The sequence below is a fragment of the Gracilimonas mengyeensis genome (assembly GCF_900182705.1).
GTDB lineage: Bacteria > Bacteroidota > Rhodothermia > Balneolales > Balneolaceae > Gracilimonas > Gracilimonas mengyeensis.
This window is the reverse complement of record NZ_FXTP01000001.1, coordinates 541,024-556,201: the sequence shown is the minus strand read 5'-3', so window position 1 is coordinate 556,201 and position 15,178 is coordinate 541,024. Positions and strand designations below refer to the sequence as shown.

9 protein-coding genes are annotated in these 15,178 nt (G+C 46.1%); 1 reads left to right on the top strand and 8 read right to left on the bottom strand.

Going from position 1 to position 15,178, the window contains the following annotated elements:
• The first annotated feature begins 60 nt into the window (after window positions 1-60).
• Window positions 61-1,086: a class 1 fructose-bisphosphatase gene (gene fbp / locus FN815_RS02215; protein WP_142452951.1), complete on the top strand. Its 1,026-nt coding sequence runs from the start codon at window positions 61-63 to the stop codon at window positions 1,084-1,086.
• Window positions 1,087-1,309: 223 nt separating this feature from the next.
• Here the strand turns inward: fbp and xyl3A are convergent, their stop codons facing one another.
• The 8 genes from xyl3A to FN815_RS02175 all read right to left on the bottom strand — a co-directional run bounded on the left by xyl3A (window position 1,310) and on the right by FN815_RS02175 (window position 15,115).
• Window positions 1,310-3,946 (bottom strand): xylan 1,4-beta-xylosidase, encoded by a 2,637-nt coding sequence (xyl3A, locus tag FN815_RS02210; protein ID WP_142452950.1) that lies wholly within the window; start codon window positions 3,944-3,946, stop codon window positions 1,310-1,312.
• A 12-nt stretch (window positions 3,947-3,958) separates the two neighbouring features.
• The gene (locus tag FN815_RS02205; protein WP_142452949.1) at window positions 3,959-5,119 is read right to left on the bottom strand and encodes an alpha/beta hydrolase; all 1,161 of its coding nucleotides are present in this window, start codon (window positions 5,117-5,119) and stop codon (window positions 3,959-3,961) included.
• A gap of 47 nt (window positions 5,120-5,166) precedes the next feature.
• The gene (locus tag FN815_RS02200) at window positions 5,167-6,507 is read right to left on the bottom strand and encodes a family 43 glycosylhydrolase (protein ID WP_142452948.1); all 1,341 of its coding nucleotides are present in this window, start codon (window positions 6,505-6,507) and stop codon (window positions 5,167-5,169) included.
• A 16-nt stretch (window positions 6,508-6,523) separates the two neighbouring features.
• Window positions 6,524-7,390 carry an alpha/beta hydrolase gene (locus FN815_RS02195; RefSeq protein WP_142452947.1) on the bottom strand — a complete coding sequence of 289 codons (867 nt, stop codon included), beginning with the start codon at window positions 7,388-7,390 and terminating at the stop codon, window positions 6,524-6,526.
• A 154-nt stretch (window positions 7,391-7,544) separates the two neighbouring features.
• A complete protein-coding gene (locus tag FN815_RS19080; protein ID WP_185957137.1) occupies window positions 7,545-9,551 on the bottom strand; it encodes a GDSL-type esterase/lipase family protein in 2,007 nt (668 codons plus the stop codon).
• 85 nt (window positions 9,552-9,636) lie between these two features.
• Entirely contained in the window at window positions 9,637-11,571 is a 1,935-nt protein-coding gene (locus FN815_RS02185) for a glycoside hydrolase family 97 protein (protein WP_221930214.1), read from the bottom strand.
• Between the two features lie 81 nt (window positions 11,572-11,652).
• A complete protein-coding gene (locus FN815_RS02180) occupies window positions 11,653-13,407 on the bottom strand; it encodes a glycoside hydrolase family 43 protein (protein ID WP_142452946.1) in 1,755 nt (584 codons plus the stop codon).
• Window positions 13,408-13,513: 106 nt separating this feature from the next.
• Window positions 13,514-15,115 carry a glycoside hydrolase family 43 protein gene (locus tag FN815_RS02175; protein WP_142452945.1) on the bottom strand — a complete coding sequence of 534 codons (1,602 nt, stop codon included), beginning with the start codon at window positions 15,113-15,115 and terminating at the stop codon, window positions 13,514-13,516.
• Window positions 15,116-15,178: the final 63 nt, after the last annotated feature.

The window sequence follows — 15,178 nt, the reverse complement described above, 5'->3', positions numbered from 1 at the left end:
GAAATTCTCACTCATTCGCTTTAGTTTCGCCACAGCCTTTCCAAATAAAACTTATGAGTGATGATAGATATAAACAACAAGAGGCTGGTTACTTTAGAGGAGTATATAATCCAGTCGCAAAACCGTTTTCCGGGTGCCACCGGAGAACTTTCGCAGCTATTGCGGGATATTGGTCTGGCCGCCAAAATTATTTCCCGCGAGGTTAATAAAGCAGGAATTACGAATATTTTAGGGCTCGATGGCTCCAAAAACATTCATGGAGAATCGGTTAAAAAGCTGGATCTGTTTGCAGATGAACAGCTTATCTCGGCCTTAGACCGCTCACTGATTACCTGTATGGTAATCTCTGAAGAAAACGATGGAGTCGTAAAACTGAGCAGCAAAGGCGGAAAGTACATTGTGTATCTCGACCCGTTGGACGGCTCGTCAAACATCGATGTGAATGTATCCATAGGGAGCATCTTTTCGGTGTATATGCGCGAGGCCCGGTATAATCCCGAACTTCGGGAAGAGGATGCCTTTCAGCCTGGAATCAAACAAGTAGCAGCTGGCTATGTGCTGTATGGCTCCAGTACCATTTTGACTTATACAACAGGTCTTGGGGTATCGGTGTTTACGCTGGACCCGAGTATCGGGGAGTTCATTTTGTGTGAACGCGGTATTGAGATTCCTGAACATGGCGCTATTTACAGCATTAATGAAGGGAGCTATAATTCGTGGGATTTAGGCTTGAAGAAATACATCAAATACTGCCAGGAGGAAGATCCTGAGACCGGACGCCCATATTCGGCTCGTTACATTGGCTCTATGGTGGCAGATATCCACCGCACGCTGATCAAAGGCGGCATTTTCATCTACCCACACAGCAAAAAATATCCGAATGGTAAATTGCGCCTGATGTATGAGTGTAACCCACTGAGCTTTATTATTGAACAGGCCGGTGGGATGGCAACCGATGGGGAAACTCGTATTATGGAGTTGAAGCCGGATGCTATCCATCAGCAAACTCCGATTTATATCGGTTCAAAGAAAAATGTAGAAACCGTGATGCAGTACCTGGAGGAATATGCCGCGGTAGCCACTTGATGATTTGTTGTAGTCCTGTGAGGTGGATAGAAAGCCCCGTTGGTGGATTCCGACAGGGCTTTTGTTTTAGTTAAAAATGGCCACCGAGATATGCCACAATGGTATTCAGTTTTCAACACAAAAAACTTTCAGCGATAATTTTCTACTGATAAAAGTTACCGTTCGTTCAAGGTACACAGCTAACTCAGCGTGGCTTCTCTTATGACAGTTTTAGGAGAAACCATTAAAGTATTTCTACTATGATTTCTTTAAGGTCTTTTTGGTCCGAGCTGTTACCATAAAATATCTTATATCTGCCGGGAGTAATGGCCATTTTTCGCTGCTCCCAATCATAAAATTCAAACGAAGTAGGGGGCAGCTCAATAACTGCATCAGTACTTTTTCCGGGATTTAATTCCACACGCTTGAATCCTTTCAGGGTCTTGATCGGTCCTTCCACATCATCCACTTTGCGCACGTACACCTGTACGATTTCGGTTCCCGCCATATCTCCGATATTGGACACCGGAATGGTAAGCCATACGGTTTCATCCGGGGTGATGGAGGTTTTGCTGGCTTCGGCTTCGCCTATATCAAACGTGGTGTAACTCAACCCAAATCCGAAGGGGAAGAGCGCTTCTTCTGATTCCAGGTAGCGATAGGTGCGGCCTTTCATAGAGTAATCTTCAATATCCGGCAGCTGATCGGAATGTTTGTAGAAGGTAACCGGTAGCTTTCCGCCGGGATTGTAATCTCCAAAGAGCACATCGGCCACGGCTTGTCCGCCCGATTCGCCGGCATACCAGGCCTGAAGGATGGCATCCGCCGATTCGGTTTCGGGAGTAAGGGCAATGGCCGAACCGGAATTGTTTACATAAATCACGGTTTTACCGGCTGCTTTCAAAGCTTTGAGGAATTCTCTTTGAACCGCCGGGAGTTCGATATTGGTACGATCTCCGCTTTTAAATCCGGGATAGTTAACTGGCATTTCTTCGCCTTCAAGCAGAGTGGAAAGTCCGCCCACATAAATCACGGTTTCGATGCCGTCCAGGTTTTCTATGATTTCATCGTAGGTGACATCCAGTTCTTTTCCAAAGTTAAACTCCAGGTTGGCCTGCCAGTTTTCTCTTTGGGCGTAGTGAATTTCAATGTCGAAGGTTTCACCGGCTTCCACAGGGTAGGTTGCACGGGAGGGCAGTGTTCGCCAGTTGGTATATTGTTCCAGTGATTCCCCATTCACAAACAATTCAAAGAATCCCGTCGCCCCAAAACGGAATACCAGCTTGCCGTCTTCCTTGGCGGTATATTCACCTTCGTATTTGGCTGAGAAGCCATCAAGGGCCACACCGGGTGCAAACTGATGCTGACCTGCTACCGTGAGTTTCATAGGGTTCACAACCCGTGCGGTATTCACCGGTTCACCACTCCAGTCGGGCGTATTCCAGTAGGTGGCTTTAAATCCTTTTTCTCCCTCAAAAGAAAGTCCGTCAAAATAGCTTTCGAGCACTTTGTCTTCCACCAAGTCAATGGCCTGACTGTAATAGATCTGATCTTCTGAAAGCTTGGATTTGATGCCATCCAGAATGGTGATGGTTCGAACCGGTGTTCCGTTGTAATTTCCCCAAAGCATGACTTCGTTGTCGGCATTTGAGCCAAGTACCGCTACTTTGTCGATGTCTTTGCTGAGCGGAAGTACATCGTTTTTATTCTGAAGCAGCGTCATGGACTTACGGGCCATTTCCAGCGCCAGTGCCCGGTGCTCAGCGTTGTTTAAGATGGAAGGCGGAATTTGCGCCCATTTCACCATGGAATCGTCGTCAAAATCACCGAGGTCAAATCGGCCAACCAGCACTCGCTTTAACGCCTGATCTACATCCTGTTCCCGTATCAGATGACGGTTTACAGCTTCGGGGAGGGTTTTATAGGTGTAATTTTCCCAGTCGCATTCTAAATCAGTCCCGGCACGAACGGCTCTTGCCGCGGCATGTACCGGATCGGTGGAAACATCGTGCGTGGTATAGAAATCGTGCACCGCACCGCAATCAGCCACTACCAGGTATTCAAAATCCCAGGCCTCCCGGAGAATTTCTTCCAGCATGCGCTCACTTCCGCAAAGAGGATTGTCATCCAGCCGATTGTATGCACACATCACCTGCCGGACATTTGCATCCTCTACCAGCGCCTTGAACGCCGGTAAATAGGTTTCATATAACTCACGCGGATCAACATCGGTCAGATTGATAGAGTGACGGCTCCATTCCGGTCCTGAATGCACTGCATAATGTTTGGCGCCAGCCAGCAGTTTCAGGTACTTCTCATCTTCGGGACCTTGCAGCCCTTTAACCACATTCACGCCCATGCGGGTCATCAGGTATGGATCTTCACCATAAGTTTCCTGTCCACGTCCCCAGCGCGGATCTCTGAAAATGTTCACGTTAGGTGTCCAGACGGATAAGCTCAGAAAGCGACGGTTTTCTTCGCCCCTCATGCGGGCCTGATTGTATTTGGCCCGCGCTTCATCGGAAGTGGCACTAAAGATTTCGTACACCAACTCATCATCAAAAGAAGCCGCCATACCAATGTTTTGAGGAAATACCGTAACGCTGTCGTTATTAGCAAAGCCATGAAGCGCTTCACTCCACCAGTTGAATTTCGGAATTCCCAGTCTCGGTATAGCCGGTGACTGATCCTGAAGGAGAGAGGCTTTTTCTTCGAGCGTTAAGCGTGAAATCAGATCTTCTGCTCGCTCTTCAGAACTTAATTCAGGATTTTGAAAAGGATAGTTTTGTTTCGTTTTGCTCGCATTGCTTTCACTTAAATCTTGTGCTGCACTTATCGAGCTAAGAAAGACAAGTATCGTAAAAATAGTGAGATGTTTCATCGTGAAATCGGTTTAGTCTTGAAAAACTAATTGAGCAAATTGATGCAGGCTTCGTCTCCAACTTTGCCATTCGTGAGCGGTTTCAGGGGAAATATAAAAGTGAGTATTCATTCCCATTTCATCTAGTTTTTGGGTGTTTTCCTGAGGATCGCCTCCAAACCTTCCTGCATTTTCCAGTTCGAGACTACCATTGCTGATGAAAAGGAGATCAACTTGATCCATGAAATTGGGATGTTCCTTAACATCTGCCGGGCTGATGCTGCCCCCACTAAACATGCCTACACGGGAGAATACTTCAGGATGAGCAAGGGTAATGACGCGGGTTTGCATTCCGCCCATAGATAGACCTGCCATAGCACGGTGATCCTGATCTGCAATGGTTCTATATGTTGAATCAATCATCGGGATAATTTCATTGAGCAGCATATTCATGAATTCATCGGCCCATCCCTTGGGCGGCCATTGCCGTTGCCCATCCTCCTCATCCGCTTCGTTTTGAGATGGAGGGCGGCGAAACGTCCAGTTTCCGTCACTCATCACAATTATAAAGGGTTTACTTTTTCCTGCAGCAATTAGGTTATCCATAATCAGGTTTGCTTTTCCCTGACGCGACCAGCCGGTTTCGTTTTCGCCACCGCCGTGTTGCAGATACAGTACAGGGTAGCTTTTATCGGTGTTAGTTTCGTAGCCTGGCGGAGTATAAACAAATGTTCGTTTGTAACTGTCACTGATTTCAGAATAAAAAATATGTTCTCTAACGGTGCCATGAGGTACATCTTTCAACGCATATATTTCCTCATCATGAGCAGGAACTTCAACTCCACTTCCCCAGCGACTTGCACCGTAAAAATATTTACTTCCCGGGTCGGGCACGGAAGCACCGTCAATATTTAATTGGTAATAGTGAAAACCTTCATCCTGAGGAGCGGATTCACCTATCCAGTATCCTTGCTTATCCTTTTTGAGATCGTATTTAACCGCACCGATATCAAGCTGTACGTAATTGGCATCAGGAGCAAAAACTTTGGCCTTAACCTGTCCCTTTGCATTTACCATCGGGTACTCTTTACCGGGTTGATTTGCACTTGATGGTGTATAGGTAGTGTCTTGGGCTATGCAAAAAGATGTTAGGAACGCAAACATAGCTAACAGAGTTAAGATGCTATTTTTCATGATCTTGGGTTTTCTTGTGTTTTAGTTTCATTTTGTAGGCTGAAGGTTTATTTGAAACTCATCCAGTCTATCTCAACGGGGCCTCCATTTTTCAGTATTACAAACAGATGATGGACAGCTGTTTGCTGTATTTCCAATGAGGTCTCATAAATATTCCATGATCCCGATTCCGGAATATCAATTTCAGCAATTACAGGTCCTTCAAGGCTATTTAGCTTGATCTCAATAGTACCTCCGGAAACAGATTGAGCCCGTACCTTTAATCGCTCAGGTGGTTCATTCCCAAAATCCACACTGTTATATCGGACCCATGCATGATCTCCAGAAAGCATCGTTTTCCATCCCTTAAAGGGAGAGGAGGGATCCAAAAACTCTATATGAGCACCGTCATCACTTATGGCTGTGTAGCGGTCAATTTGTATGTGTGATGTGGCTTCGGTCAGGCCCACGCCCCGAAAGGTTGGCTCTACTTTTTGGATGCTTCCATCCGGGTTAAAAAAGAGGCTATCTACCCGAATAGAGCGATTTTTGTCAAAATCAGGAGAATAATCGTTATGATGATAAAAGAGGTACCACTGGCCTTCATAGTGTACAATGGAGTGATGGTTGGTCCAGCAGCCGGACTCATGCTCATCCATAAATACACCTTGATAATCAAAGGGGCCCAAAGGATGATCACTTGTTGCGTACACCAGAGCTTCGGTGTTTTCAATTACTCTCGGATAGGTTAGGTAATACGTACCATTTCGTTCAAACATAAAAGGGCCTTCGCGTAAACCGGACTGCGGATGATGTTCATCTAATCTCTCAGGTTCAGACTCTATTTGCAGCATATTGGAGTTTAGTTCTGATCCCCAAATGCCACGGCCCGACCAGTACAAATAGGCCTGCCCATCTTCATCAATAAAAGTATTGGGGTCGATGCCATCCACACCCTCCATAGGTTCCGCTTCCGGGCTAAAGGGACCGTAAGGGGTATTGGAAGTTGCGACTCCAATTTTCCGTCCCCTGAACCCTGTATTCGTATCGGCGATAGCAGGGAAGTAAAAGTAATAGGTGCCCTCTCTTTCTATCGCATCCGGGGCCCACATGGCATTGGCATTGGTATCTACCCAGGCCACTTCATTTTGATGGAGAATCACGCCGTGGTCGGTCCAGTTCACCAGATCATCAGAAGAGAATACATGGTAATCCTTCATACAAAACCAGTCGGTGCCGCAGTCCACATCGTGGGAGGGATAGACGTACATTTTACCCTCAAAAACCCTTGCGGTAGGATCGGCTGTAAACTGATCCTTTATAAACGGATTTTGTCCCGTTACGGGAGATGTGGTGGACAGAATCAGAATGCCGGCAATAAATACTATTTTTGAAATCTTAAAGAGCATATTTCTTGCGTACCAGTTATTTAGAATGATTGAACAAGGAGTGATCCACGGGTTTGAATAACAGCTGCGAAAAATGGTACAGGTCGTTTTTCCACACTTCAAAATCATGGCCGCCGGGTTCTACATAAAAGATATGCGGTACTTCATGCTCCGCTAAATATTCATGGGTTCTTTGGCTGAAATTCATCAGGTTGTCTTCATCACCACAGGAAATCCAGAGCAGTTTTAATTGTTCTTTGGCTTGATCAGGGTCGGGAACCAATTCAGCTGGAGGTTTAGTGTTTGGGGCGGATGAAAAACCGCCCACCCAGGCAAAGTGATCCAGGTTTCCTAAACCAAAATTCAGCGATTGCCCGCCGCCCATGGAAAGTCCGGCGAGGGCACGGTTTTCACGATCAGTATGTACGGGGTAATTTTCTTCGATGAAGGGAACCAGATCATTCAGCAGATCCTGTTCGAAAGTGGCAAAAGCCTGTACCTTGTCGGGTGCAAAGATATCACCGGTGGCCCGGTCGTTTTCCATCGCCCGGCCGTTGGGCATCACCACAATCATAGGCTGAAGTTTGTTTTGGGCATACAGGTTATCCAAGATCACATTTGCCTGCCCGTTTTTAAGCCAGGCATATTCATCGCCGCCAATACCATGCAGCAAATACAGAACCGGGTATTTTTCATCTTCAGAATAACCGGGAGGAGTGTAAATAGTAGCCTGGCGTGTATTTCCCACCGTTGCAGAAGGGTATGAAAGTGTATCAACGGTACCGTGAGCTATTTCGGGTTTTTCAACATCAAAACCTACCGGGGCTTGTTGGAAGATTGTTTGTGCAAATGCAATATTGCTGAAAGCAAAGACGCACGTGATAAGTACATAAATACGTTTCATGGCTACTTCGTTATTTTTTGGTTAACTATTTAAATTTCCAACAGTACTTTATTTTTCAACAACAGCATTAATCGCTGCGAACAGATGGAGGTGAAAATTACTGCAGACTCTTAGAAGACTCAAAAAAAGCCTGCAGTTGATCATGCATGTGAAGCTATTTTAGCAGCACCATGCTCTTATTCAATAGAACACCGGCAGAGGTTTTTAATTGATACAAATAGATACCGCTGGAAAGTCCGGAGGCATCAAATTGTACGGCATGTTCCCCGGCTGATTGCCTGGCATTAACCAGCGTTGCCACCTCTCGTCCCAACATATCAAATACCTTCAAAGAAACAGCACTGTTCACTGCTAACTGATAACGGATCACTGTAGTAGGATTAAAAGGATTGGGATAATTCTGCTGGAGTGAATGTCCCTGTGGAATGCCTGATTCTGATTCATTGCTGGTAGGGGTACATGTATTTTCGGCATCTCCACCCATTTCAGTAGGGGCAAAGGGAGAGTTGGAAACGGCAATTTTATCCAGCTGAGCCCCGTCTTCACGGTAGTTGATGGTCAGGGTATGTTCACCGGCTTCCAGGTCAAAGTCATCAATCGACAACCACTGCCAGCCACTGGTGACCAGACCGTTATACATGTCAAAACTGCCTTCATCCATTTGAATCCAAAAAGAATCATCGTTGTAGGTAGCGTTGTTAAGTCTGGCAAAAACAGAGTAGGTACCAGCACTATCCACAGAAAAAGAGAGCTTAATAACATTCTCGTCATTGGTGGATGCTTCTTCCAGGCTTTCGGTCCCGGGGGTAACGGTCACATATTGATCATTTGAGGCCTGCTCGTCAGACTGAATGAGCCAGTCACTGCCTACTTCTGCACATTCGGGTTCGTAGTATAAGGTTACGCTGTTATCGGTGTATTCCAGGGAATCCCGTCCAACAAATAAATCCAAATCAACGGCTTCTGCCATCATACGGTGTCCCTGTTCACTGGGATGGAGACCGTCGCCGTCATCAGCTTCTGGGAGCAGGCTTAGCGTATCAGCCGGATTTTGGAGCGCTTTATCCATGTCAATCACGCCATCCAGCATATCAGTGGTTCTGATCCAGTTGTTTACGATTTGTCGTTGTTGTTCGCTTACCTCGTTGTAGTAGCCAGATCCTTTCATAGGCAGGAGGGTAGTGCCATATACATAAATGCCGTTCAGGTGCGCCTGGTGAATGATTTGTCGGTAGGCTTGGATCAGGTTTTCTCCCGTATCCGGTCCACCGTAACCGATGTCGTTAATACCTTCCATGATGATCATCCAGCGAATACCGCTTTGCTGAAAAATATCGCGATTAACACGGCTCAGTGCAGAGGGACCCAGGCAGGAACCGAGCACGCAGTTTCCGCCGATACCAGCATTCAGTACCCCTACATCTTGGGTTTCTGGATTTTCCTGAAGGCGTTTGGCAAGCTCATCAGGCCAGCGGTTTTGCTCGTTGGTTCCTGAACCACGCCCATCCGTGATGGAGTTACCGAGAATAGCAACGGCTGCTGCAGAGTCGGAAGCAACCACATCAATGGTATTAATAACGTACCAGTGGTCGGTAGTCACGGCGCCGTCAAAATTGGTTTCAGAAACCGCATTGCCTTCTAAAATGTAGGAAGTGGTTCTGGAACCGGGATGTCCGGTCACATCGGGCGAAGTATCCCCAAAATAAATGGTAACGGCCAGGGTGGACAGAGCGTCCAAATCAAAAGCGAGAGGATCGGAGACTACCACACCTCCGGCTTCCATGGTCACTTCTTGCTCTCCATCAAAAAGCAGGGCTTTCTCGGTTTCAGGAAGGATGGTATCCAGCCCGGTAGAAACGGAGATGCGTACTTGCTGCATCGTTACCGGTTCGCTGCTGAACTCGTTAGAGAAACGCATCCTCAAAGTATCCCCGCCAATAGAAACTTTCAGAATCTGCCGGATGGTGTTATTGCTTAAACCGGGCTCCGGAGGATTATTATGGGGTTCGGTTAGCTGGGGTGAGGTGGTCCATGTGCCTACCCAGTTTGTGGATTGGGCCTGGCTGTTTGGGGTCAAAAGAATCAGAAAAAGGAATACACTTAGTAGAAAAGTTATTCCAGAAAAGGTTTGGTAATGGTTTTGTATAGATTGGTGAGTCATCCCCGTATTTCTTTGTTTTAATGAGTGAATATTAATTTGAAGGCTGCATTGGTTAGTAAATCGAACGGAGTTCGATACATATTTTTTAAAATTTCATCACAAATCCTCCACGATGATCAACCTCTACCTCAATGGTTCCATCGGAGAGCGAGATGTCTTTTTGCCGGGAAGACAAGCCCTGGGCACCATCAAGAATCATCTTTCCATTCTCTTTGGAAATGAAGGATAAATCAAGATTTAGTTTCTTGGGTTCGTCTTCTGCGTTGATACCTGCCACATACCAGCTTTGTCCGCTTCTTCGGGCTATAACGGCATATTTTCCGGGATATCCGTCGATGAACCGGGTTTCATTCCAGGTGGTGGGTAATTCTCGCATAAAGTTAAGTTCATGCCCGGAAGCATCATCCAGATTGTTAGGAGTGAGGGCAAACATCTGCACCGGGTTTTGAAAGAGTACGCCGGTGGCCAATTGGAAAGCGTTGGTGGTTAGTCTTTCTTGCCCTTCTTCATTTCCTTTGTTCAGATATTTATTCAGTACTACACCACCAAATTCCATGCTGGCCACGGAATTACGAATAAACGGATGCAGAGCGGCATAGAATGCTTCTTTTTCGCGGACATCCTGTACAAATACCAACATTTCTGAGGCAAGTACCGCTTCATTCCCTACAAAATTGGGATACATACGTTCCCAGCCGCGGGGCAGGGTGGTGCCGTGAAAAATGACCTGCAGGCCATAATCATTGGCATCTGAAAGAATATCTTCATACAACCGCATGGTGGTTTGCTTGTCACCGCCAAGGAAATCAACTTTTATGCCTTTTACGCCAACTTCCTGCAACCATTTCATTTCCTTTTTACGGGCAATGGAAGTATGCATTTTGTCTTTGGGAGTCTGAAAAGCGTCATTCACCGAGCCATTGGAATTGTACCACAGAAATACACCCACCTCTTTCGACCGGGCATAGCGAATGAGCTCTTCCATTTTTTTGTAGCCAATGTTGGCATCCCACCAGGCATCAATCAGGATAAACTCAAAGTCCATAGCCGCAGCCAAATCAATGTAGGTCACCTGGTCTTTGTAGTTCATGCTGTTATCCTGCCAGATGATCCAGCTCCAGGTACCGCGCCCAAACTCATAGTGTTGGGAAGGTTCGTAAAGCGGTTCTACTACATCCCAGGGGATAGTGGTTTCCACAATGGGTTTCAGGCTTTCGCCAACGGTGATGGTTCGCCAGGGCGTTACGCCCGGCAGGCCGATTTGTGCTCCTGTACTGCCAAAGGCATTGTTTTGTTCAGGATGTGGATATTCAACCCTATACACACCATCATGGTGGCTGCTTAGATGAGAAGCATTATACTGGCTACTTACACCTGTTTCGGTGAGTAAAACCCAGCCGTCATCTCCCACACGGAAAAGCCCCGGGAATACATAACCGTACTCAGCAGTGGTATTTTCCAACGCTTCATCAGCCACATAGCCGCTTTCGTAACTTGGAGCGGTGCGGGCAAAACCCGTCATAGGTTCCATCATCGAGGAAAGAAAAGCTTTTGTAGAGGATGGAAACCTGAAACCGGTAGCTTCCTTTTCAACTACTGCAGACAAAGTTTCACCCCAAACCGGCAGTTCATACCTGAACGCGATATCGTTGTTGCTTACCTGAAACCGGACGGAGATTTGTTTTTCATCAGCATTTTCGAAGGTTACGGTCAGGGTATTGGCCGTATACTCCACATACGATTGTTTTATTTTCCGCTGGGTGTATTGCTTGTCAACTTCTCCGGTTTCTGAGTTGACCAGGCTTAGGTTAGTACTGAAATCTCCTTCATTGGTGGTTAGTCCTAAAGGGGAGTTTTCCAGCATTATTCTGCCTTTATAGGATACGGCATAAACCGGCTTGCCCTGTTGGACAGACACTGTTATGTTCAGGTTTCCATCAGGACTGGCAACCTCCACATTATTTTGTGCGAAGGTGGGGGATGCTATTAACATCCCCATTAAAAAAATTATATAACGCATGTATAGCCTTTTTGTAGTTGATTCAAAAGCATGTGAGTGTTTTAATCACAATTAAGGGCCTGAATATCAATTTTACATAAATTATTCAGGAGAATAGGCGTACATGCCAAATAAGGTTCCTACAAACCCACCGGCAACATTGGTACTCAAGATGGTCCCGTCCGCACCTTCATGCAGAGTTTGCCATTCGTTTTCGCTGAGGCCATAGGAGAAATTATATTCTGCTCCGCGTGCTTCAATCTTCAGGTAAAACTCTGTCGCGGATTCATCTTCTAACACCTCTGTGGCAATAATTTCAGCTTCTCCATCCACCGATTTTTCCACAAACATCTCTTTCTGCCCGGATTCATTCAGCCTAACACCCATCAAGTAATAATACTGCCCACCCTGAATGGCTACCATACCGGCCAGGTCTCCGGGCTGTTCGGGATTATAAGTCATTTTGGTGGATGCAGAACCGTAGGCATGCTGCTGCCGTCTACCTATAAAGGATGGATTTCCTAGTCCGCTGATGTGTTCAGAACGAGCTTCGATCTGCAATTGACTTTTTTCGGATAAATCCCACCAGGTTTCGTGAGGAGTTCTCATCATCACCCAGTAGTCGGCTAATTCAGAATCGTTAAAATCATCGGTAAAGGTGAAGTTTCCATGGGTAGGAGGTGTGGGCTCTTCGGCATAGGGGAGGTCAGGACGCTTCAGTTTAACCGGAACGGTTTCTTCGCCTTCCAAAATAACCGGCCATCCGTCTTTCCATTCTACTGGCAGCAGGAAAGTTTCACGTCCGGTGTTGAAATGAACACCGTCATAAGGACGTACACCAAGAAAAACGGTCCACCATTCGCCATTTGCGGTTTCCACCATGTCGGCATGGCCAACGTATTCCACAGAAAATTCACGATCCGGGTCGATGTGCCGCTGCGTTAAAATGGGGTTGTTTTCATAGGGAGTGAAAGGTCCTAAAGGATTATCGCCTTTTAAAACCACCTGTGAGTGTTGCGGGCCGGTTCCGCCTTCTGCGGCATGCAAAATGTATTCATCATCACTCATTTGTATGAGATGCGGTCCTTCAATCCATATGGGTTTAGTAGTAATGTCTACACCTCCGTTGATGATCACTTTAGGCTCACCGATGCTCTTGTTGTTGGGTACGTCGTATTCGCGAATCCAAACAGCGCGGTGGCCTTCATAAAGAGGTTCGCCTTCCGGGGCGTCATTATTGAGTACATAGGTTTTCCCGTTATCATCAAAAAAGATAGACGGATCGATGCCACCCACGTTATCCAGCCATTTCAATTCAGACCAATCTCCGGCCGGGTCATCCGTCGTCACCATGAAGTTACCTCCGGCATCTACCAAGGTACTAAGCACGTAAAATGTGCCATTGTTGTATTCAATGGTTGGGGCAAAAATTCCACGGGACATACCCAGGCTATCAACCGGCAGTTGTGATGGACGATCCAATACATGCCCGATTTGTTCCCAGTTTACCAGATCAGTGCTGTGGAAAATGGGGATGCCTGGATAATGAGCAAAAGAAGAATGCACCATGTAGTAATCATCCTCAACCCGAACAATGCTTGGGTCGGGGTAGTATCCGGCGTTTATGGGATTGATGTATTCGTCGTCGGCAACGTCAAGGCCTTCATAAATGGGATCGTTGCCCTGATAGGTGAACCAGTCAAAAGTTGGATTTGAGGAGGCCTCTTTAGATTGGGATGTTGAACAAGCATTTCCAATAAAAAGCAAAGAGGCCAAGAGTAAATAAAATAATGCATTAAGTCCTGGAAAATTTATGGATTTCAGGATAAAAGGATTGGCGTGATTGAGGGTGTCCATGATTTGGTTGGTGAGTGTTATTGGCTTTAATTAAAACAGGTTAAACATAAAACTTAATCAGAAGAGCCACGTTTTGACGGATGGCTATGGAGGTAAAAAATGTGAGTCAGTAAATTTCGAAATAATCAAAATCAGCATAACCGCCCGCTGATTCTGTGGCATAATTGAACAACGCAAAGCGATAGCCCATAAAGTGGGGCAGGGTGTAGGACATCTCTAATTCATTGCCAAGCTGTTTCCATTCATCGCCATCCAGACTGTAAGAGAAAGTCCCAATGTCCCTTAAATCTTCAAAATCCAGATCCGCTTTCAGGTGTACTACATTCTGATCAAGAGGAGCACTTTCAACAATATGCTCTCCTTCCTCGGGTGTTCCTTTTGCCATGATGATAGAGGTTTCCCCGTCTTCTTTTTTCACAGCTATATATCCATAATTTGCCTGCAGGGCTCCTAAACCAGTCACATCTCCATCCTTTAAACTGCTAATATCAAGGGCCACCTCACCGGTAGAAGTTGGCCCAATGGTGCGCTGGGTAAGTGTATTTCTTGTAGTTAGAAAGGTATCGTCGGAGCGGTCGTTGATCAATCGCAGGTATCCGGGGCGGTCTGTCAACGACCAGTATTTCTCAAGCGGATTGTGATTCCATTGCCAAACCAGGGGTAAGTCAGCTTCTCCTTTCTCCCGTTCAAAATCATCGGAGGCTACGATGCCAGGTTTCAGCCCTGTATTTTTTGGAAGATTCTTTAAGGTATCCGGAACTACTCCGTCAATACCTAATACCGGCCAGCCATCTTCCCAGCTAACGGGCGTGAGGTAAGGGATGCGTCCCACAGAACCATAATCCCTGAACAGGTAGGCATACCAATCGCCTTCCGGCGTATCAATTAAACCTCCCTGGGCTATACCCCGGTCTTTAAGCACCACGCGTCCTTCATAAGGTCCCATCAAACTATCCGAGCGGTGCACGATAACGGTACGCATGTCATCTCGGGGCCAGGAAATGTTAAACAGATAATATTTGCCGTTGACTTTGAACAATTGGGAGCCTTCCGCCGGCAGCATGATGTCATCTCCGGATGGAGCTGTGGCATTTTCAATAAAAACTTGCTCTGTTTCCGGTTTGATGCCGGAGAGATCTTTTTTGAGTTCAATAATCCTTAAGGTACCGCTTCCCCAAATCATATAAATTTTATCATCTTCAAAAACGAGCGTGTGATCATGCAAAGAGCGCTCAAAACTGTGTTGCGTCCAATTTCCATCTTCTATATCGGTTGTGGTGAAAATATAGGTTTTGCCTGTGGTACTCGAGAATGTGGATAGATAGAAGGTGCCTTCGTGGTAGCGCAGCGAACTTGCCCAGGTACCGCTTCCATACATTTCCTTGCCGTTTTTTAACAAAGTGGCGTCAATATCTTCCAGCTTGTTGTAGGCATAACTTATAATCTCCCAGTTTGCTAGGTCAGTAGATTTCATAATTGGAACGCCGGGATTCATGTGCATAGTCGTGCTGCTCATGTAATAATTTTCTCCCACGCGGATCATCGACATGTCCGGAACATCGGCCCAAATGAGAGGATTTGTAGCCCCATTTGTATTAGTCTGAGCAAAAATTTGCGCTGGAATGATCAAAAAAAGGAGCAAAAAATGAGCACCAGATATTTCTCTAATTTTGTTTAAAAACAGATCCCAAAAACTTTTATGCAGCATTTTTTCCAAAATTAATGAGTGCCAAGCAGATAAAGGAAGCTTAAACACGAAAAATGGTTAGAA